The sequence below is a fragment of the Streptomyces tritici genome (genome assembly GCF_048500665.1).
Taxonomy (GTDB): Bacteria; Actinomycetota; Actinomycetes; order Streptomycetales; family Streptomycetaceae; genus Streptomyces; species Streptomyces tritici.
Genome location: NZ_CP183183.1, coordinates 4,306,942 through 4,326,784, shown reverse-complemented (window position 1 = coordinate 4,326,784; position 19,843 = coordinate 4,306,942). Strand labels below are relative to the sequence as shown.

At 74.8% G+C, this 19,843-nt stretch carries 20 protein-coding genes; 10 read left to right on the top strand and 10 right to left on the bottom strand.

Translation table 11 applies throughout. The features are described from left to right. Positions 1–3: 3 nt before the first annotated feature. On the bottom strand, positions 4–501 hold the full coding sequence (locus ACNJ93_RS20220; RefSeq protein WP_418958808.1) for a DUF5949 family protein: 498 nt from the start codon (positions 499–501) through the stop codon (positions 4–6). A 167-nt stretch (positions 502–668) separates the two neighbouring features. Between ACNJ93_RS20220 and ACNJ93_RS20215 the strand changes: the two genes are divergently transcribed. Together ACNJ93_RS20215 and ACNJ93_RS20210 are read left to right on the top strand one after the other, a co-directional pair. Beyond that, the gene (locus ACNJ93_RS20215; RefSeq protein WP_418958807.1) at positions 669–1,067 is read left to right on the top strand and encodes a tyrosinase family oxidase copper chaperone; all 399 of its coding nucleotides are present in this window, start codon (positions 669–671) and stop codon (positions 1,065–1,067) included. After that, positions 1,051–1,917 carry a tyrosinase family protein gene (locus tag ACNJ93_RS20210; protein WP_418958806.1) on the top strand — a complete coding sequence of 289 codons (867 nt, stop codon included), beginning with the start codon at positions 1,051–1,053 and terminating at the stop codon, positions 1,915–1,917. Before ACNJ93_RS20215 ends, ACNJ93_RS20210 begins: the two co-directional genes overlap by 17 nt. An 86-nt stretch (positions 1,918–2,003) precedes the next feature. Here the strand turns inward: ACNJ93_RS20210 and ACNJ93_RS20205 are convergent, their stop codons facing one another. The 5 genes from ACNJ93_RS20205 to ACNJ93_RS20185 form a co-directional block, all read right to left on the bottom strand. After that, entirely contained in the window at positions 2,004–2,282 is a 279-nt protein-coding gene (locus ACNJ93_RS20205; protein WP_418958805.1) for a chaplin, read from the bottom strand. A 375-nt stretch (positions 2,283–2,657) separates the two neighbouring features. Beyond that, the gene (locus ACNJ93_RS20200; protein ID WP_418958804.1) at positions 2,658–3,185 is read right to left on the bottom strand and encodes a hypothetical protein; all 528 of its coding nucleotides are present in this window, start codon (positions 3,183–3,185) and stop codon (positions 2,658–2,660) included. Between the two features lie 118 nt (positions 3,186–3,303). Continuing rightward, the gene (locus ACNJ93_RS20195; RefSeq protein ID WP_418958803.1) at positions 3,304–3,564 is read right to left on the bottom strand and encodes a hypothetical protein; all 261 of its coding nucleotides are present in this window, start codon (positions 3,562–3,564) and stop codon (positions 3,304–3,306) included. A gap of 239 nt (positions 3,565–3,803) precedes the next feature. Next, positions 3,804–4,223, bottom strand: a complete 420-nt coding sequence (locus tag ACNJ93_RS20190; protein ID WP_418958802.1) for a hypothetical protein — start codon at positions 4,221–4,223, stop codon at positions 3,804–3,806. Positions 4,224–4,508: 285 nt separating this feature from the next. Next, entirely contained in the window at positions 4,509–4,748 is a 240-nt protein-coding gene (locus tag ACNJ93_RS20185; protein WP_418961474.1) for a chaplin, read from the bottom strand. 364 nt (positions 4,749–5,112) lie between these two features. On the opposite strand from ACNJ93_RS20185, the gene ACNJ93_RS20180 reads away from it, so the two are divergent. From ACNJ93_RS20180 to ACNJ93_RS20145, 8 genes are read left to right on the top strand one after another with little or no spacing between them, the layout of a single operon-like run. Continuing rightward, positions 5,113–6,273 carry a glycosyltransferase gene (locus ACNJ93_RS20180; protein ID WP_418958801.1) on the top strand — a complete coding sequence of 387 codons (1,161 nt, stop codon included), beginning with the start codon at positions 5,113–5,115 and terminating at the stop codon, positions 6,271–6,273. Further along, positions 6,270–7,715, top strand: a complete 1,446-nt coding sequence (locus ACNJ93_RS20175) for an exopolysaccharide biosynthesis polyprenyl glycosylphosphotransferase (RefSeq protein WP_418958800.1) — start codon at positions 6,270–6,272, stop codon at positions 7,713–7,715. The genes ACNJ93_RS20180 and ACNJ93_RS20175 overlap by 4 nt, the downstream gene beginning before the upstream one ends. A 2-nt stretch (positions 7,716–7,717) precedes the next feature. After that, positions 7,718–9,091, top strand: a complete 1,374-nt coding sequence (locus ACNJ93_RS20170) for an O-antigen ligase family protein (RefSeq protein ID WP_418958799.1) — start codon at positions 7,718–7,720, stop codon at positions 9,089–9,091. After that, entirely contained in the window at positions 9,084–10,862 is a 1,779-nt protein-coding gene (locus ACNJ93_RS20165) for a lipid II flippase MurJ (RefSeq protein WP_418958798.1), read from the top strand. Before ACNJ93_RS20170 ends, ACNJ93_RS20165 begins: the two co-directional genes overlap by 8 nt. Further along, the gene (locus ACNJ93_RS20160; RefSeq protein ID WP_418958797.1) at positions 10,753–11,553 is read left to right on the top strand and encodes a polysaccharide deacetylase family protein; all 801 of its coding nucleotides are present in this window, start codon (positions 10,753–10,755) and stop codon (positions 11,551–11,553) included. The genes ACNJ93_RS20165 and ACNJ93_RS20160 overlap by 110 nt, the downstream gene beginning before the upstream one ends. Continuing rightward, positions 11,550–12,680 carry a glycosyltransferase gene (locus ACNJ93_RS20155; protein WP_418958796.1) on the top strand — a complete coding sequence of 377 codons (1,131 nt, stop codon included), beginning with the start codon at positions 11,550–11,552 and terminating at the stop codon, positions 12,678–12,680. Before ACNJ93_RS20160 ends, ACNJ93_RS20155 begins: the two co-directional genes overlap by 4 nt. A 4-nt stretch (positions 12,681–12,684) precedes the next feature. Then, positions 12,685–13,404 carry a lipopolysaccharide biosynthesis protein gene (locus tag ACNJ93_RS20150; protein ID WP_418958795.1) on the top strand — a complete coding sequence of 240 codons (720 nt, stop codon included), beginning with the start codon at positions 12,685–12,687 and terminating at the stop codon, positions 13,402–13,404. A 41-nt stretch (positions 13,405–13,445) separates the two neighbouring features. Continuing rightward, the gene (locus ACNJ93_RS20145; protein WP_418961473.1) at positions 13,446–14,591 is read left to right on the top strand and encodes a GNAT family N-acetyltransferase; all 1,146 of its coding nucleotides are present in this window, start codon (positions 13,446–13,448) and stop codon (positions 14,589–14,591) included. 36 nt (positions 14,592–14,627) lie between these two features. Here ACNJ93_RS20145 and ACNJ93_RS20140 read toward each other — a convergent pair whose 3' ends face one another. From ACNJ93_RS20140 to ACNJ93_RS20125, 4 genes are all read right to left on the bottom strand, one after another. Further along, the gene (locus tag ACNJ93_RS20140; RefSeq protein ID WP_418958794.1) at positions 14,628–16,310 is read right to left on the bottom strand and encodes a glycoside hydrolase family 26 protein; all 1,683 of its coding nucleotides are present in this window, start codon (positions 16,308–16,310) and stop codon (positions 14,628–14,630) included. Positions 16,311–16,507: 197 nt separating this feature from the next. Beyond that, entirely contained in the window at positions 16,508–16,741 is a 234-nt protein-coding gene (locus tag ACNJ93_RS20135; protein ID WP_418958793.1) for a chaplin, read from the bottom strand. 218 nt (positions 16,742–16,959) lie between these two features. Further along, entirely contained in the window at positions 16,960–18,996 is a 2,037-nt protein-coding gene (locus tag ACNJ93_RS20130; protein WP_418958792.1) for a thioredoxin domain-containing protein, read from the bottom strand. An 83-nt stretch (positions 18,997–19,079) separates the two neighbouring features. Beyond that, complete coding sequence (locus tag ACNJ93_RS20125) at positions 19,080–19,583, bottom strand: nucleoside deaminase (RefSeq protein WP_418958791.1); 504 nt, start codon at positions 19,581–19,583, stop codon at positions 19,080–19,082. Positions 19,584–19,843 lie beyond the last annotated feature (260 nt).

The following is a 19,843-nucleotide window of genomic DNA, read 5'->3' as shown; positions in this document are numbered from 1 at the left end:
GGTTCAGCCCTGCAGGCGTCGCACCGGCAGCATCATGTGGGCCGCGCTCCGGACGACCTCGGCGTCGGCGACGAAGGTCTTCAGCCGCGCCTCCGTCACCGGCTCCCCCGGCGCCGCCTCGGGCCACGGCTTCGTCGGCACGATCAGGTACACCTGCTCGCCCTCCTTCGCGGCCGTCTCCCACTCCGCCGGCACGGGGCACTGCACCTTCATGAACGGCAGCGTCAGCACGGCCTGCCGGGCCTCGACGAGCAGGTGCACGCCGGACTGCCGGGTGCCGTCGGCGACCTCGCCGCCGAGCTGGAGGCCCATGCCCTCCAGGACGGCGCGGAACGCGGCCTCGCCCTCCTCGGGGCCGTCCCGGCCGTCCCCGAGCGAATACACCATCAGAAAGGGCGTGATGGCGGCGTTCTCGTGCGGGCCGATGGTCCAGGGAATGACGGTGAGCGTTCCCAGCGGATTGGCACTGCGCGCCGGGGAGATCGCGTTCGGTGAGGTCATGAGGCCGGATGCTAGTGCTCCGCCGGGCAATGACCCGAGCCCTTGTCACCCGTCCGGCAGACATTCACCCGGACCCGTGTTTTCCCCGTGTCCCGAAGGACTTTCCCTCGTTCTACTCGGAAGGCATTCGCCCTTTCGCCCAGGAGAGAACTCCAGGAGAGAAACGCATGAGCGTCCCGCGCCGCTACGCCCTGCGAACGCTGTTCGCGGTGGCCGTCACCGCCTTCACGGGCGGCGCCCTCGCCCGTATCGCCGCCACGCCCCGGCACCGGCCCCGCACCCGGGACGGCCGCCTCGCCTTCGACGAGGTCTACCGCGGCCGCCGCATCCAGGGCGAGCCGCTCGCCGCCGGAGCCGTCCGGGTCCGCGTCGACGGCCGCCCGCTGCACGTCATGCGCTGCGCCGACGGCGGCTGGCTCACCCCTCTCGACCACTACCGCTCCTGCCCGACGCCGCTGGACGCCGCCCGCGCGGCCGTCGACGAACTCGGGTCCGCCCAGCTGTCGCCGCTCGCCGCCGCCCATGGCGGCCACCCGGGAGGGAGCCCGCGTGGCGTACGTGCGTAAGAACCAGCGCGACCTGACGGCCGCCGAACGGCACCGGTTCGTCACCGCGGTCCTGGAGCTCAAGCGCCGCGGCACGTACGACGACTTCGTCCGCACGCACATCGACCACTACCGCGCCGACGGCGAGGGCGGGCTGCGAGTCGCGCACGGCGCGCCCAGCTTCCTTCCCTGGCACCGCCGGTTCCTGCTCGACTTCGAGCGGGCGCTGCGCCGGATCGACCCCGCGGTCACCGTCCCGTACTGGGACTGGACGCGGGACAACCGCCCCGACTCCGCCCTGTGGGCCGCGGACTTCATGGGCGGGACCGGGCGGGCCGGCGACCTGCAGGTGACGACCGGCCCGTTCGCGTACGGCGGCGGCCGCTGGCCGATCGCGGTGGCCATGACCAGCACCCGCTTCCTCACCCGCGACCTCGGCCGGCCGCGCGCCCCGCTGAACCTGCCGACCGCCGCCGACGTGGAGCGGGCGCTGAACGACCCGGTGTACGACGTCTCCCCCTGGGACTCCACCACCCGCTCCGGCTTCCGCAACCTGCTGGAGGGCTGGGGCCCCGGCTCGGGCAGCCCGAGCTGGCTCAACCACAACCGGGTGCACCGCTGGGTCGGCGGGATGATGCTGGGCGGCGCCTCGGTCAACGACCCGGTGTTCTGGCTGCACCACGCGTTCGTCGACCTGCTGTGGACCCGCTGGCAGCAGCGGCACCCCCGGTCCGGGTACCGGCCGGCCGTGCCGCCGCCGTCCGGGGACCCGCAGCACGGCCGGGTCGCGGCGCTGCACGAGCCGCTGCCGCCGTGGCGGGTGACGCCCGCGGACCTGCTGGACCTCTCGCACATCTACCGGTACGCGTAGGGCGCCTCGGCGCGCACATGAACGGAGCGGCCCCCCGGTCCTGGACCGGGGGGCCGCTCTCGGCTCATGCGGCCGGGGGCGGCCGATCAGCTGCCGTAGCCGCCGTCGCCGTGGCCGTTGCCGCCGTCCACGTTGGCGCAGGTGTTGCCGAACGCCGGGTTGATCAGGCCGATCACGTTGACGGTGTTGCCGCACAGGTTGACCGGGATGTGGACCGGGACCTGGACCGCGTTGCCCGAGCCGACACCGGGCGAGTGGGCGGCGATGCCCTGGGCGCCGGAGCTGGCGACGGCCATGCCGGCGCCGCTGAGGGCGACGGCACCCGTGCCGGCGATTACGGCGGCAGCCTTCGCGATGCGAGACATCAAGAACTCCTTGAAAGGTGAAACGCGACCGCGAGAACCACGGCCGTCACAGGCGTTCAACGCCGTGACGCGGAAGGGGTAACGGGGGATTACGTCAGCCGGCCCAGATCATTCGCCCGACGCTCCCCCGTTCGAATACGCCGCGCGAATTACGGCCGGAATCCCGCGGGGCCTCCGGTGCCTGCGCCGGACCCGCCCGAGGACAGGGAAATGGCCCGCGGGCCAGGGTCCGTCACGCCGTCGGGTACGACGGTACGGACCCCGGTCCCGCGGGCCGCGGCCATGCGACAAGCCTCCTGTCGCAACGAGCGAGAGCCCTTGGGGTGTCGGGGAAGAATCGTGTCTTCACGACCCCTCCATCCGTCATACGAATACTCAGACGGACGGCGGCTGGACACCGAGGCCGGAGTCGAGCGCCCCGGACAGCGCCGGAGCGAGCACGCCGGCCTCCGGCGCGTTCAGCCCGGGCAGCGGCAGTCCGAGCGGACCGGTCCGGCCGTCCGGAACCGCGACGGGGGTGCCGATGATCGCGCCGGGCGTCACCGCCTCGAGGTCCGAGCCCGGGGTGGTGAGCAGCGCGCTGCCGGTCTCGCTGCCGTCGAGCAGCTCGGGCAGCGGGGCCTCGACGAGGGTGCGGGGCACGGAGCTGGCGACCGGCACCCGGGGCAGCTGGGCGTCCGGCAGGCCGCCCTGCGTGCCGCCGGCCAGGCCGGTCGGGGCCCCCGGCACCGGCAGCGGAACGGCGCTCGCCACGGTCGGGGCGTCCAGGCCCGGGGCCGCGGTCTCCAGGCCCTGCAGCGGCAGGACGACGGGAGCCTCGGCCGCCGAGGCGGTCGATGCCATCGCGGCGGAGGCCAGGCAGGACATCAGGATTCCCATGCCGGCTTGAGTTCGCAGGTTCATGACTGCGCACGCCCTTCAGGAGCTTGTGGTGGGGGTGGGTGCTGTGTGCTCTAGAACGAGTCCCTCGGCCGGGACGTCGCGTAATTCGCCCGGTTGCAGGAACGTCTCCGTCCGCGCCTTACTTCGCCAGCGGGAGGCCCCCGAGCAGCGGGGCGCTCTGACCGACCTCGTTGAGCTTGTCGGCGGTCTCGGTCACGGTCTGGAGCGCCGAGCCGTCGGTGGTGCTGCTCAGCGCGTCGCTCTTGAGCGGCTGGCTGCTGGTGAGCGAACCGAGGGCACCGTTCAGGCTGGGCGCGGTTCCGGCGGCCATGGCGGGCGCGGCCGCGCCGAGGGCCATCATCGAACCGGCGACGACCGCGGCGACCTTGGTGGGCTTCATGAGAAGAGTCCTTCCTCTGCGGGAGAGTCTCGGGACACACCGTTCTCGTGGCCGATTCCGGCGTGTCGTTTCCGTACTTCTGTAACGAGCCCTGCTCGCACCGGAAACTCCGGGTCAGGGGAATTCCGGGCACTGCACCCGAACGATGAGCACCGGTCGGATTGTCGGACCGGTGGCAACGAAAAAGCCGTGCCGGCCCGGAGATTCCGGGCCGGCACGGCGAGCCGTCAGCGGCGGGCCTAAAGGGCCGGCAGCGTCACGGCGGGTTCGGCCGGGAGTTCCACCGACGGGTCGACCGGGAGGGTCGGCACGTCGGACAGCTCCGGCAGTTCCAGCTCGGGCAGATCCGGCAGGGTTCCGCCCAGCACGGTGCCGAGGACCTGCTGAATGAGCTCGGTCACGGTCGTGGTGAGCTGCGGGACCAGACCGATCGGATCGGCTCCGGTGAGGGAGGCGAGCAGATCGGAGACGGTCTTCTGCACGGTGGTGAGGAGGTCGTCCGTCAGGTCCTGCGGCACGGCCGGCGCCACGGCGGGGGTTTCGGCGGTCTCCGTCCGGGAGACCGGGGCGGTTTCGGCAAAGGCGGGGGCCGCCGTGCCGAGGGAGAGAGCGGCGCATATCGCGATCGCGCAGACGCGGCTCGATACCAGGGGACGCATGTGTGTTCCTTTGCTATGCGTCGGACAACTGCTCCTCCACGTGACCAGCGCCCACTTCGCTCCGCAACCGCTCCGCAACGGAGCGTCGTGCCCGCCCGTCGGGTGAATTCCGGGCACTGACCTGGCGTGTTCGCCGCGTACCGGCCCTGGCCCGTTCACCACCCGGCGACGGCCGAACGAGTACCGGGGCACGAAAAAGCCGGTGCGCCGCCCTCCCTGACGGGAGCGGCGACGCACCGGCGGCGTCGGGGCGCACGGGCGCGGGGCCCGTGCCTCACACCTTGATCAGGCGTTGACGCAGGCGTTGCCGAACGCCGGGTTCAGAGCGCCGATGACGGAGACGGTGTTGCCGCAGACGTTGATCGGCACGTGGACCGGGACCTGGACCAGGTTGCCGGACAGGACGCCGGGCGAGTGCACCGCGGCGCCGTGCGCGCCGGAGTCGGCGGCGGCGACACCGGCGGCGCCCGCGACGGACGCGGCGGCGACGGCGGACAGGGCTACGGCCTTGGCGATACGGGACATGGAGTAGTGCTCCTCGATTGTGCTGAAGACGCGGACGGTTTCGCCCGGCTCCATCAACAACGCGGTCCTATTTCATCGGTTGCTCTCCCGAACGGGTGACGTTCAACAGATCTTTGGGCCATCGGAGCGGCTCGATCGGAAATCGGCCAGGAAAAGGCACAACGGGTTCAACGAGCAAACTGCCGAAAGGGCACGGAAGTTAGCGTTTAGGAGCATCTAATGCTTACTATCGCCCGGCGTTGGGGTTATACCTGCCATCCTCCGGACCTCTTCTCGACGGTTCCGGATCCTCACTCAGCCAAGCGGAGAACCAATATGTGTCGTGCAGCGGTTCTTGCCGTCCAGGCGGACGTCCGGCCCTGACATGCCGCCCTCGCGCGAGTCGGCCGACTCCCTTCCTCCGACCGTCCTCCACCTGGTCCAGCCCGGTGAGGGCGGAGTCGCCCGTGTCGTGGCGGACCTGGTCGCCGACCAGGTGGGCCGCGGACTGCGCGTCGCCGTCGCCTGCCCGCCCGGCACCCCGCTGGCCACCGCCGTACGCGACCGCGGCGCGGAGCTCCACCCCTGGCGGGCCGGTCGCGAACCCGGGCCCCAACTTCTCGGCGAGACACGCGACTTGGCCCGGATCGTACACGCCGTGGCGCCCGGGCTCGTGCACGCGCACAGCGCCAAGGCCGGGCTGTGCGGGCGGCTGGCCGTCCGCGGCCGCATCCCCACCGTGTACCAGCCGCACGCCTGGTCGTTCGAGGCGGTCGAGGGCACGACCGCCGCGCTCGCCCGGCGTTGGGAGCGGTACGGCGCCCGCTGGGCGCACCGCGTCGTCTGCGTCAGCGAGGCCGAGCGCCGCACCGGCGAGCAGGCCGGCGTACGGGCCCCGTGGGCCGTGGTCCGCAACGGCGTGGACCTCACGCGGTTCGCCGCGGCGGACGGCGACGAGCCCGGCCGGACGCCGTCCGACGACCGGCACCCGACCGTCGTCTGCGTCGGCCGGCTCTGCCGGCAGAAGGGGCAGGACGTGCTGCTGCGCGCCTGGCCCGAGGTCGTCGAGCGGGTGCCCGGCGCCCGGCTGGTCCTCGTCGGCGACGGCCCCGACGAGCAGCGGCTGCGGGCCGCCGCGCCCGCCTCCGTACGGTTCGCGGGCGCCGTCGCCGACACCGCCCCCTGGTACCGGCGGGCCGACCTCGTCGTCCTGCCGTCCCGCTGGGAGGGCATGGCGCTGGCGCCGCTGGAGGCCATGGCGACGGGCCGGCCGGTCGTCGTCACCGACGTGGACGGGGCGCGCGAGAGCCTGCCGCCCGGCCACGCGACCCACTGCCTGGTCCCGCCCGAGGACCCGGCCGCGCTCGCCACCGCCGTCGGCCGTCTGCTCGGCGGGCCGGAGCCCCGGCGCACCCTGGGCCGCCAGGCCCGCGAGCACGTACTCAGCACGTTCGATGTGCGGCGCACCGGTGCGGCCATCGCGGACCTCTACCGCGAGCTGGCCCCCGTGCGGGGCACCCAGCGCGGAGAGCCGATTCCCCAGTGACCACGGAAAGCACCAGCGTTCCTCCCTCGTCCGGACCCCTGTCCACCGCGGGCCGCCCGTCCGTCGCGCCGCAGCGCGGCTCCTCGGCCCGGCTCGCCCTGCCACCCCGGCGGCACGCCGCCCCCGCCCGGAGCACCGCCGGGCCGCTGATCGCCGTGGACTGCCTGGCGGTCCTGTGCGCGGTCGCCCTGCTGCCGGCGGCCCACCACGGACCCCTGCCGCTCCTGCCGCTCCTCGCCGGAGTGCTGCTGCTCGACCGGCGGGCCGGTCTGCACCGCACGGGCGGCGCGCTCGGCTCCGTCCTCGACGAACTGCCCGCGCTCGCCGGCCGGGCCGCCGTCGCCTGGTGCGCCACGGCCGCCGCCGTCGCCGCGGCCGACCCCGGCCGCGCGTTCGGGCCGGCCGCGCTGGGCACCGCGTACGCCGTGCATCTGGCGGTGGTCGCGGTCGGCCGGGGCATGGTGCACGGGCGGGCGCGGCGGCTCGCGCCGCTGCGGCCGCGGTCGGCGCTCGTCGTCGGCCCGAGCGGCGAGGCGCAGCGCTTCGCGGCCTCGCTCGGCGGCCGGCCCGAGTACGGCATCCGGCCGGTCGGGGTGGTCGGGCTGCGGGAGGACGGCATGCCGCCGGACGCGGGCCGGCCCGCGCTGCCGGTGCTCACCACCGCCGAGGAGATCCACCGGGCGGTCATCCAGAACAGCGTCCGCGAGGCGGTGTTCCTCGCCGACGACCCGGCGCTGGTGACGCTGTTCCAGCATTACGGCTGCGCCGTCTGGCGGGTCGGCGGCGCCGGTACGGCGGACACGCCCATGGGCGCGCACCTGTGGGGGCACGCCTGCCGCCGGCTCGCTCCGCTCGGCGAGCGGCGCGGGCGGGCCGCGAAGCGGCTGCTCGACCTGGCGGTGGCCGTGCCGGCGCTGCTGGCCGCCGCGCCGGTGCTGCTGGCCTGCGCGCTGGCGGTGCGGCTCTCGGACGGGCCGGGGGTGCTGTTCCGGCAGGAGCGGGTCGGTCAACACGGCCGGCTGTTCACGCTGCTGAAGTTCCGTACGCTGCGGCCCGCCGACGAGACCGAGGCGGCGACCAAGTGGAGCGTGGCCAACGACTCCCGGATGAGCCCGGTGGGCAACTTCCTGCGCCGCAGCTCGTTGGACGAGCTGCCGCAGCTGTGGAACGTGCTGCGCGGCGACATGAGCCTCGTCGGGCCCCGTCCCGAACGCCCGTACTTCGTCGCGCAGTTCAGCCGGATCCACGCGGGCTACGCGGCACGGCACCGGATGCCGGTCGGGCTGACCGGCCTCGCGCAGGTGCACGGGCTGCGCGGCGACACCTCCATCGAGGACCGCTGCCGGTTCGACAACCATTACATCGACCACTGGTCGCTGTGGCAGGACGTCTGCATTCTGCTGCGGACCGCCGCGGGCCTGGTCCGTCCGACAGGGAGCTGACCATGCAGGGGGCGGGACGGCGGCTGCACCTGGCGCCGGTGATCGCGGTCGTCGCACTGCTCGCCGTACCGGGCGGGGGCGGGGCCGAGGGCGGCACCGGCGGCACGGGGACGCCCGCCGACGCGGCGTCCGGGCTGCTGGTGCTGTACTGCCTGGCCCGCGTGGTGCGCGGCGGGGCCCGGCCGCTGACCCGGACGGCGGCGGTCGTGCTGGGCCTTCCCGTGCTCGGGGTGTCCCTGGCCGCGATCACCTCGAACGACCCGGCGGCGAGCCTGCCGGGGGTGGCCCGGTACGTGCAGATCTTCGTGCTGGTCCCGGGCGCGGTGCTGCTGCTCGTACGGGACCGGGGGGACTTCACGGTCCTGGCCCGGACGCTGGTCGCGCTGGCGCTGTTCCAGGGCGGCGTCGGGGTGGTGCAGTACCTGACCGGCACCGGCGCCTCGTACATGGGCGAGGACATCCGCGCCGTGGGCACGTTCGGGCCGACGGACGTGATGGGCATGGCGACCGTGGTGGCCTTCGGGCTCGTCGTCGCGGTGGGCCTGGCGCTCGGCGGCCCGGCCGGGCGGGCCCGTACGGCCGCGCTGGTGTGCGCGGCGCTGCTGGTCGTGCCGCTGGTGCTGTCGTTCAGCCGGGGCGCGTGGATCGCGACCGTGCTGGCGTGCGCGGTGCAGCTCGTGGTGGCGGGGGTGCGGCGGGCGGCCCTGGTCGGGCTCGCGGTGGGCGCGCTCGCGGTGGTGCTGGTCGGCGGTCTCGGGGTGGGCTCGGCGATGGTGAAGGAGCGGGTCGCCAGCATCACGCAGGTGACGGCCGCGCCGGACCGGTCGGTCACCGACCGGTACACGATGTGGGCGGCGGCGGCCGGGATGTGGCGCGAGGATCCGCTGACGGGCGTGGGACTGAAGGGCTTCCCGCAGTACCGCGACGGCCACGCCTCGCTCGCCCTGTCGTCGGGCAGCGACACGGCGGGCGCGGGCCGCGCGTTCCTGCGCCAGCCGCTGCTGTCCCCGCACAACATGTACCTGCTGGTCCTCAGCGAGCAGGGGCTGCTGGGCGTGCTGGCGCTGACCGGCAGCTGGTTCGCGCTGCTGGCCGGGGCGGCCCGGCGGCTGCGCCGGGGCGGGGAGTGCGCCCTGGTCGCGGTGGGCCTGCTGGGCTGGCAGCTGATCGACTTCGTCTACGCGGACATCGGCGGCCCGTCCACGGTCCTGACCGCGGTCGTCCTGGGCCTGGCGGCCTGGTCGGCGCTGTCGCCGGACGCGCCCGGCGCCCAAGGCGCGGCGGTGCCGGCGCCGCGCCGGGCGGGGGGCGTCCGCGGGGACGTCCGCGAGGTCGGCCCGGCGCGGGCCGGCGGCCGGCGGGCCGGACATGCCTGAGCCGGTCCGCGTCGAGGCGCTCGTGGAGGCGGCCGCCACCGACCCGCCGCGGGCGGTGGTCCGGCAGGCGCGCGGGCGGCACCGGGCGAAGGGCCCCGGCGGGTCCGGGTTCCTCGCACGGGCCGCGTTCGTCACCGCCGGACTGACCGCCGCCGGCGCGGTGTTCGGGCTCGTACGGGACCAGATCCTGGCGGACTCCTTCGGCGCGGGCGCCGACAGCGACGCGTTCCTGGTCGCCTGGACCGTGCCCGAGTTCGCGTCCACGCTGCTCATCGAGGACGCCATGGCGCTGATCCTCGTGCCCGCGTTCAGCCGGGCGCTGCTGCGCCGCGACGGCGCGCCCGCGCTCGTCCGGGCCACCCTGCCCCGGCTGGTCGTCACCGTCGCCGCGGCGGCGCTGCTGCTCGTCGTCCTCGCGCCCCCGCTCGTCGCCGTCCTCGCACCGGGCCTGCCCGACCCCCAACTGGCCGTCGACTGCACGAGGTTGACGGCGACCTGCGTGCTCAGCTTCGCGCTGACCGGCTACTGCAGCGCCGCGCTGCGCGCGCACGGCCGCTTCCTGCCGCCCGCCACCATCTACGTCGCGTACAACATCGGCATCGTCTCCACCGTCCTCGTCCTGCGCGAACCGCTGGGCGTGCGGTCCGCCGCGGTCGGCGTCGCCGTCGGCGGGACGCTGATGGTGCTGGTCCAGGCCCCCTTCCTGGTACGGGCCCTGAAGGAGCCCCGGACGCCCGCGCCGGCCGACGGCCCGCCCGCGGACCCGGCCGGGCCGCTCGTCGTGCTCGCGCTCGTCGCACCCGTCGTGGCCTTCGCGGTGACCCGCCAGTCCCAGGTCCTCGTCGAGCGCTTCCTCGCCGCCCCGCTGCCGTCGGGCGCGATCTCGCACCTCAACTACGCGCAGAAGATCGCCCAGATGCCGATGATCCTGTCGCTGATGCTGTGCACGGTGACCTTCCCGGTCGTCGCCCGCGCCGTCGCCGCCGGCGAGCGGGAGGCGGCCCGCCGCCGCGTCGAACGGGACCTGCTGCTCGCCGTCCTCGTGGTGCTCGCCGGCGCGTCGGTGGTGATCGGCGCGGCCCCGCAGATCGTGGCCGTGCTGTTCGAGCGCGGCGCGTTCGACCGCGCCGACACCGGGGCGACCGCCGCCGTCATGCGGGTGTACGCGCTCGGACTGCTCGGCCAGACCCTCGTCGGCGTGCTCGTCCGCTGCTACTTCTCCGCCGCCCGCCCGCTGTGGTTCCCGGCCGCGACGATGCTCGCCGGGCTGGCCGCGACCGCGCTCGCCGGAGCGTTCGGCGTCCGCCTGTGGGGGGTGCTGGGCATCGCCGGGGCGAACGCGCTCGGCATCACCCTGACCGCCGTCCTGCTGCTCACCGGGTCCGGGCGGCAGAGCGTGCCGCTCGGGACCGGGCGGGTCGCCGCCGGGGTGGCCCGGCTGGCCGCGACGGCCGCCGCGGCGACCACCGCCGCCTGGCTGTGCGCCGCCGCCGTCACCGCCGCCGCGCCGCCGGGCCTCGCCCACGCCGCCGGGATCGCCGCCGCCTGCGCGGTGACCGCCCTCGTCCTCCTGCCGTCCGCCGCGCGCGCCGTCCGGGCGCCCGGGGCCCCCTCCCCGTTCCTTCCACCCCTGTTCCGTCCCGTCGCACGGAGGCTCGCCCATGTCCGCTGTCACGGCCCCCGACCGCGCCCGCACCCGGCTCCGCCGGCTGCTGCCGACGCCGCCCCCGTGGGTGGCGATGTACCACTCGATCGCGGACGCCCCCGCTGATCCGTACCGCGTGACCGTGTCCCCCGTCCGCTTCGCCCGCCAGCTGCACTGGCTCGCCGACCGCGGGCTGCGCGGCGTCTCCGTACGCGAACTGCTGGCCGCCTCCGCCGCCGGGCGGGCCCGCGGCCTGGTCGGTCTGACCTTCGACGACGGCTACGCGGACTTCGTCGACTCGGCGCTGCCGCTGCTGCGCCGGCACGGCTTCACCGCGACCGTGTTCGTGCTCGCCGGCCGGCTCGGCGGGGACAACGCCTGGGACGCCGACGGGCCGCGCAAGCGGCTGCTCGACGAACGGCAGGTCACCCGGATCGCCGCCGCCGGCATGGAGATCGGCTCGCACGGGCTGCTGCACAGCTCGCTGCTCACCGCCGACGACGCGGCCCTCGTCGAGGACACCCGGCGCAGCCGCGAGATCCTCACCGAGCTCACCGGCACCCCGACCGAGGGCTACTGCTACCCGTACGGGCACGTGGACGCGCGCGCGGTCCGGGCGGTGCGCGCGGCCGGCTACCGGTACGGCTGCGGTATCGATCCGGGCGGGCTGACCAGCACGTACGCGCTGCCGCGGGTCCACATCGGGGAGCAGGACACCGCGTGGCGGCTGACCGCGAAGCGCGCCGCGCACCTGCTCAGACGCCGCAGACCCGCCGACGCCGAGCGGTTCCGCCGGGCCGGGGCGGCCGCGTCATGAAGGTCCTGCACGTCATCACCGGCCTCGGCATCGGCGGTGCCGAGCAGCAGCTGCGGCTGATGCTGCGTCACCTGCCGGTGCGCAGCGAGGTCGTCACGCTCACCGCCCCCGGCCCGGTGGCCCGCGGCATCGAGGCAGACGGCACCCCGGTCACCCACCTCGGCATGGCCGGCAACCGCGATCTGAAGGCCCTGCCCCGGCTCGTCCGCGTGATCCGGCAGGGCCGGTACGACGTCGTCCACACCCATCTGTACCGGGCCTGCGTGTACGGGCGGATCGCCGCCCGCGCGGCCGGCGTCCGGCACGTCGTGGCGACCGAGCACTCCCTCGGCGACCGCCAGATCGAGGGCCGCCCGCTGAACGCCGGTACGCGCGGCCTGTATCTGGCCACCGAGCGGCTCGGCTCGGCCACGGTCGCCGTCTCGGACAGCGTGGCGCGCCGCCTGGAGACGTGGGGGGTGCGGCCCGGCCGCATCCGGGTGGTGCCCAACGGGATCGAGCGGGCCCGCTTCGGCTACGACGAGGCCGCCCGGCGCGCCACCCGGGACCGACTGGGGCTGCCGGACGACGCGTTCGTGGTCGGCGGGGTGGGCCGGCTCGCTCCGGGGAAGCGCTTCGACCGGCTGGTCCGCGCCGTGGCCGCGCTGCCGGACGCCCGGCTGCTGCTGGTCGGCGACGGGGAGCAGCGCGCCGAACTGGAGGCGGTGGCCCGCTCCTGCCGGGCCGCGGACCGGGTGCTGCTGACCGGCGCCTGCGAGGACCCGCCGCGCGGGCCCGGGCTCGAACAGCCGTCGCTGCCGGCGCTGTTGTCCGCGATGGACGTGTTCGTGTCGGCCTCGCCCGACGAGGCGTTCGGGCTCGCGGTCGTGGAGGCTCTGGCCGCCGGGCTGCCCGTCCTGTACGTCGCCTGCCCGGCCGTCGAGGACCTGCCGCCGGACGCCGCGCCGGGCGCCCGCCGGATCGGCGGGTCCGTGCCCGAACTGATCTCCGCGCTGCTCGCGCTGCGCGAGGCGGGCCCCGGCCGGCTGCCGCAGCCCGCCGCCGCCCACCGGTACGACATCGCGCACAGCGCCCGGCGGCTGATGTCCCTGTACGCGTCCCTCCCCTCCCTCCCGCGAAGCGAGTGACCCCATGAATCTGCGACGCCGAAGCCCCGGACTCCCCTCCCCGCTCGCCCGGTTGCGGTCCCGGCCCCGCCTGTGGGCGCTGCCCGCGGCGGTGTTGCTCGGCACGGCCGCCGGCGCCGGGTACGGACTGTTCACCCCGCCCGAGTACGCGGCGACCAGCTATGTCGTGGTGGTCCCCGGCGAGCGGTCCGACCCGGCCGCCGCGCTCGGCTTCGCCCAGGCGTACGGGCGGGTCGCCACCGACCTCGCGGTGACCGGCGACGCCCAGGTGTGGGCCGGGGTCTCGGCCGCGACGCTCCGCAGCAGCGTGCAGGCGGCGACCTCCCCGGACGCGCCGATGATCTCCGTGACGGCCCGCTCCGCGAAGCCGGCCACCGCCGTGGCCATGGCGGACGGGGTCGCCCGGGCGCTGGTGACCAGCGGGACGCACGCCTCGGCCGGGACGGGCGTGAAGGTGGTGCAGTTCGCCCGCGCCACGAAGCCGACCCGTCCCGTGTCGCCGTCCGCTCCGCTGTCCGCGCTGGTCGGCGGCTGCGCGGGCGGGCTGCTCGGCGGCCTCGCGCTGCTGGTCCGGCCGCGGCGCGGGGACGGGGTCGGGGACGGGGCTCCGGCGGAGGACGGTGCCGCGGGCGAGGGCGGTGCGTCGGCCGCCGTACCGGCCCCGGCCGCGGAGCCGGAGCGAGGGCGGAAGCGGAAGCCCGAGCCCGCGTCGGAGACGGTGTGACGGCCGCGCCCACGGCGGCCGCGTCCAGGGCGGCCGCCTCGGTGACGGCCGCGTCGGCGGGCGCCTTCGCGTCGACCGCCGAGGTCTGCCGGGACGGCGAGGAGTTCGGGCGGCTCGCCGACGAGTGGACGGCGCTGTACGCGCGCTGCCGCACCGCCACCCCGTTCCAGAGCCACGCCTGGCTGCACTCCTGGTGGACCTCGTACGGCGTCCCCGGCGCGCTGCGCGTGTTCCTGGTCCGCGACGCGGCGGACGGACGCCTGGTCGGCGCCGCCCCGCTCATGCTGCGGCGCGGCCCGCTGCCCGTCCTCACCCCGCTCGGCGGGGCGATCACCGACTACGGCGACGTCCTCCTCGACGACGCCCGCCCGGACGCCGCCGACGCGCTCGCCGCGGCGCTGGCCGACGCGGCCCGCACCGCCCTGATCGACCTGCGCGAGGTACGGCCCGGGGCCGCGGCCGAACGGCTCTACGCCGCCTGGCGCGGACCGCGCCGCCGGCTCGACGACTCGGTGTGCCTGGAGCTGCCGGCCGTGCCGATGGACGCGCTGCTCGGCCGGATGCCCGGCGCCAAGGCCCAGCGCACCCGCGCCAAGCTGCGGAAGCTGGACGCGCTCGGCATCGAGGAGCGCGTCGTCCCCGGCGAGGAGGTGCCCGCCGCGCTGGAACGGCTCCTCGCGCTGCACCGGCGGCAGTGGGAGGGCCGCGGGGTGACCGCGGAGCACACCAGCGAACGGTTCGCCCGGCATCTGACGCGGGCGGTACGGCGGATGGTCGCGAGCGGCGACGCGCGGGTGACCGAGTTCCGGCTCGGCGGCGAGGTGGTGGCCGCCGACCTGACGCTGCTGTCGCCGAGCCTCGCCGGCGGGTACCTGTACGGGGCCGATCCGAGCCTGCGGGAGCGGAAGGTCGACGTGGCGACGATGCTGCTGCGGCACGGGGCGCGCGAGGCGGACGCGGGCGGGCGGGCCACGCTGAGCCTGCTGCGGGGCCAGGAGCCGTACAAGAACCACTGGCGGCCGGAGACCGTCGCCAACCGGCGGCTGCTGCTCGCCCGGCGGCGCACCGGGCCGCTGCTGCTGCTCCGCGCGGCGGCGGCGGGCGCGCGGCGCTGGGCCGCGGGGCAGGCCCGGCGGCGGGCCTGGGTGGGGCGGCTGCTGGGGAAGCGGAACGGCGGCGGAGGCTGACCTCCGCCGCCGTCGGGCGGTGACGCCGCGGACGGGTCAGAAGGGCCAGAGGTCCTTCAGCTCGTCCTTCCAGCCGTCGGTCGGCACGCACACCGGCCCGCCGATCCACTGCTCCACCCACGACCCGAGATTCACCCCGTCACAGGCCGCGGCGGGCTCGGGCTTCGGCTCCGGCTTGGGTTCCGGCTTCGGCTCGGGCTTGGGTTCCGGCTTCGGCTCGGGCTTCGGTTCCGGCTTCGGCTCGGGCTTGGGCTCAGGCTTCGGTTCCGGCTTCGGCTCCGGCTCCGGCTTCGGCTCGGGCTTCGGTTCCGGCTTCGGCTCGGGCTTGGGCTCGGGCTTCGGTTCCGGCTTCGGCTCGGGCTTGGGCTCAGGCTTCGGTTCCGGCTCCGGCTCGGGCTTGGGCTCAGGCTTCGGTTCCGGCTCCGGCTCCGGCTCCGGCTTGGGTTCCGGCTTGGGCAGGGGTACCTGAGGTGTCGGGGCGGCCGGGCCCCACGGGTCCGTCGGGTCGAACGGCTCCCAGGGCTCCCACACGTCGTCCGACGGGAACTCCGGCTCACCCGGCTCGGCCGGGTCGATCGGCGGGATCTCCGGCCAGGTCGGCCACGTCGGCCCGGTCGGCACCGTCGGATCCACCGGCGGCAGTTCAGGCTCCGTGGGCTCGGTCGGCTCCGTGGGCTCGGTCGGCTCGGTCGGCTCCGTGGGCTCCGTCGGCTCCAGGTCCGACAGCATGGTGCGGAAGACCTCCGCCGCCTTCGGGTTCTGCCCGCACTGCCACACGCCGTGCGGGCAGTAGTCGGTGATCGTGTGGTACAGCGGCTTGTGCTCCCGCATCCACTCGAGCATCCGGCGCATGTACTCGGGGTTGTCCCCGTTCCGGAAGAGCCCCCACTCCGGGTACGAGATCGCCTTCCCGTGCTCCTTGGCGAAGTCGACGTGCTTCTGCAGCCCGTACGGCTCGGTGATGTGCCGGTCGAAGTCCATGCCGGGCGGCTGGTCGTACGAGTCCATGCCGATGATGTCGACGACGTCGTCACCGGGGTAGCACTCGGTCCACGGCACCGCGTCCCGGCCCCGGCTGGGCGTGAAGTCGAAGCGGAACTTCTGCCCCGGCACCGCCCGCATCGCCGTCACGATGCGGTTCCAGTACGCCTTCCACGCCTCCGGGTCCGGCCCGCAGCGGTGGCTGTAGGTGATGCCGTTCATCTCCCAGCCGAGGACGACGACGGTGTCGGGCACGCCGAGCCCGACCAGCCGCTCCGCCAGGGCCGTGTAGTGCCGGTCGAACGCGCCGTCCGCGCCGCGCCGCAGCTGCCGGCGGACCTCCGCGTCGGAGAGGCCCGCCTCGTTGCGCTCCAGCATGGGCACGTTGAGGACGAACAGCCGGTCGGCCTTCTGCTTGCGCCAGCGGGCCCAGGACTCCAGGAAGGCCGGCCGGCCCTCGATGTTGGACCAGACGTCCCCCGGCAGGTACGTGTGACCGACCTTCAGTTCCGTGCCGCCGAGCCACTTCTCCAGCTCGGCGATCCGGGCGACGCCGCGCGGTCCGTAGTCGAGGTACGCGCCGAGCGCGGTGGTCAGCTCGGCCGGGCGGGGCTCCTGCGTCCGGGGGGACTCGGCGGCGTGGCTCGGTGAGGACAGCACGACGGAGCCCGTCGCGAGAAGACCCGCGGTGATCACCCCCCACCATCGGCTCGACGCTCTTCTGTTCCCCAGGGTCATGTCCGCACTCCTTCGCACTCCGTGTCGGTATGACCCCAGATGTACTCAGAAAATATGCTTAATAAGCCGGACGGAAAGGCAGTCACCTGATCAGTCGTCAGAATCCCTCGCCCGGACGGCGGCACATGGCGGACACGGAAAGGCCGGTCCCGGCCGGGCGGGAAGCCCGGGCCGGAACCGGCCTCTTTCGCTGTGCGTCAGGCGTTGACGCAGACGTTCCCGGCGGCCGGGTTCAGCGCACCGATGACGTTCACGGAGTTGCCGCAGACGTTGATCGGCACGTGGATCGGCACCTGGACGACGTTGCCGGACAGGAAGCCCGGGCTGCCCACCGCCGCGCCGATCGCGCCGGCGTCGGCGAGCGCGGGCGACGCGGCGCCCAGGGCCATGACGAGTCCGGCGACGACGGTCGCAGCCTTCTTAACCAGCATTTCGCCTGATTCCTTTCTGCGGCGGAGGAGACTCACGACTCTCGCGAACCCCGGGCCCCAGAAGGACCCGGGCCTCCGCTGCACACATCAGGGACGACCATGCCGGGATCCCGCCCCGGAAAAACGTGCGGCAGCACCGCATTCACTCCAACGACGGGCGCGAATTCCCCCGGGTGCCGGGCCGTTCGGCGCAATTCCGGGGGAAGGCGTTCCTTATCTCAGCGCGGCGCGGAAAGCGCCCGCGCGAGGGCCTCCGGATCGGTCGTCGGCGCGTGGCAGGTGAAGTGCCGGCAGACGTACGCGGCGGGCGCCCCGCCCACCAGCGGCCGGTCCGCGAGCAGCGGGAACTCCTCCCCGCCGGCCGGCCCGAAGGCCACCACCGCGCCCGGGGCGGGGCCCAGCAGCGCCGTACGGTGCAGGGCGCGGGCGGCGGCCTCGTGCTCGGGGTCGCCGGCGACGACGGCGATCTCCCGGGGCCCGTCCGCGAGCGCCTCGGCGACCGCGAGGCCCCAGCCGATGTAGCGCGGGGCGCGCGGGCCCAGGGCCCGTACGACGCCGAGCCCGGCCTCGGCGGCCGACCGGTGCGCCTCGGAGCCGGTGTGCGCCGCGTACGACAGGAGCGCGCCGGCCGCGGCGGTCCAGCCGGACGGGGTGGCGTTGTCGGTGGGGTCCTGCGGGCGGCGAATCAGGGCCTCGGCGTCGTGGGCCGTGTCGTAGAACGCACCGCCCTCGGAGCGGAACCGGTCCAGGACGACGTCCAGGAGGAAGCCGGCGAACTCCAGCCAGACGCCCTCGCCGGTGACCGCGGCCAGCGCCAGATAGCCCTCGGCGACGTCGGCGTAGTCCTCCAGGACGCCCGCGTTCACCCCGGCGCGCCCGTCCTTGGACGTGCGCACGAGGCGGGCGGAGTCGTCCATGTGCAGGCGCAGGAGCAGGTCCGCGGCCTCCGTGGCGCGGGAGACCAGGTCGGGCCGGTCGAAGTACGCGCCGGTCTCGGCGAGCGCGGCGATCGCCAGCCCGTTCCAGGCGGCCACGATCTTGTCGTCCCGGCCGGGACGGGCCCGCCGCTCCCGGGCCGCGAGCAGCCGCTCCCGGATCGAGCCGAGCCGGTCCGCGTCGGCGAAGCCGGCGTCCTGCGGCAGCTGGAGCACCGAGGCCCCGTGCTCGAAGGTGCCCTCCTCGGTCACCCCGAAGCAGCGGGCCGCGTACGCGGCGTCCTCCTCGCCCAGCACCTCGGTGAGCTGCTCCGGCGTCCAGACGTAGTACGCGCCCTCGACGTGCCGGCCGGTGCCGTCGTCGCTGTCGGCGTCGAGGGCGGAGGCGAAGCCGCCCTCTGCGGTGCGCAGCTCCCGCACCATGAAGTCCGCGGTCTCCAGCGCCACCCGCCGGGCCAGGTCGCTCCCGGTCGCCCGCCACAGATGGGCGTACACCCGGCAGAGCAGGGCGTTGTCGTAGAGCATCTTCTCGAAGTGCGGGACGACCCACTGCCGGTCCACGGAGTAGCGGGCGAAACCGCCGCCGAGCTGGTCGTAGATCCCGCCGCGGGCCATGGCCTCGCAGGTGTCGGAGGCCATCTGCAGCGCGCCCTCGGCGCCCGTGCGGGCGTGGTGGCGCAGCAGGAACTCCAGGGCCATCGACGGCGGGAACTTCGGCGCCCCGCCGAAGCCGCCGTACCGCTCGTCGTACTCGCGGGTGAGCCCGAGCAGCGCCGCCGCCAGCTCCTCCTCGCCGGGGACGCCCTCGCCGCCGTACGCGAGGGAGCGCTCCGACAGGTCGCGGGCGATCTTCCCGGCGACCTCGCCGACCTCGGCGCGCCGCTCGGTCCACGCCCGGGCCACGCCGTCGAGGACCTCGGGGAAGGACGGCATGCCGTGCCGGGGCTCGGGCGGGAAGTAGGTGCCGAAGTAGAAGGGCTCGCCGTCGGGCGTCATCCACACCGACATCGGCCAGCCGCCCTGCCCGGTCGCGGCCTGCACCGCCTCCATGTAGACGGCGTCGACGTCGGGCCGCTCCTCGCGGTCGACCTTGATGTTGACGAAGTGCTCGTTCATGAACGCGGCCGTACCGGCGTCCTCGAAGCTCTCGTGCGCCATGACGTGACACCAGTGGCACGAGCTGTAGCCCACGCTCAGGAACACGGGCACGTCCCGGCGCCGCGCCTCCGCGAGCGCCTCCTCCCCCCAGGGCCACCACTCCACGGGATTGTCGGCGTGCTGCAGCAGATAGGGCGACTGGGAAGCGGCCAGACGGTTCATAGGGGCATCGTCGCACGACGGCACAAGGGTCCGCCCGCGCTCCGGGCGGAGTGCGGGCGGACCCTGAGGACTGCGGGCGGTGCTCAGTAGTCGACGCGGTCGGCCTTGGCCAGCCAGGCGTCGAAGGGGGCGGTGCGGTTGTCCAGGTCGAGGCGTACGACCTTCATCGGCCAGGCCGACTCCGGGCACTTCTCGAAGAGGTCGTAGAACTTGCGGTCGTCGAAGCCCGCCACCGCGGCGTCGTCGCGGTCGGCGGCGAAGACGATGCGGTCCACGCGCGCCCACAGCGCCGAGGACAGGCACATCGGACAGGGCTCACAGGACGTGACGAGGACGCAGCCCTCCAGCGAGAAGGTGCCGAGCTTCTGGCAGGCGGCGCGGATCGCGCTGACCTCGGCGTGCGCCGTGGGGTCCAGGTTCGCGGTGACCTGGTTGTTCCCGAGCGCGACGATCTCGCCGTCCTTGGCGATCAGGGCGCCGAACGGCCCGCCGCCGTTCGCGACGCTCCGGGTCGCCAGGCCGATCGCCTCTTCGAGCCACGCGCGCTCGAGCTCCTGGGTGCTTGCTTCCTGGGTGTACGTGGTCACGCTCACTCCTTCTCGGAGGTGGTAAGGCCCGTTGCGGCGAGCTCGTCGATCGGCGTCGCGTCGGGGCGCCGGGCCTTCGCGGCCGGCTCCGCCCGGGTGGCGGGTCGGAGGAGGTCCACCGCAGTCGTCCCTTGCGTCGTCCAACGTGTGTCCGAGTACACATCCCGGCGGGGCCGGTCAGCCAGAGACGGAAGACATGAAGAGGCGAGCGGGGCGATCTCGGGTCTTCGTGGTTTTCTCCAAGGCCACCTGCGTTCTTC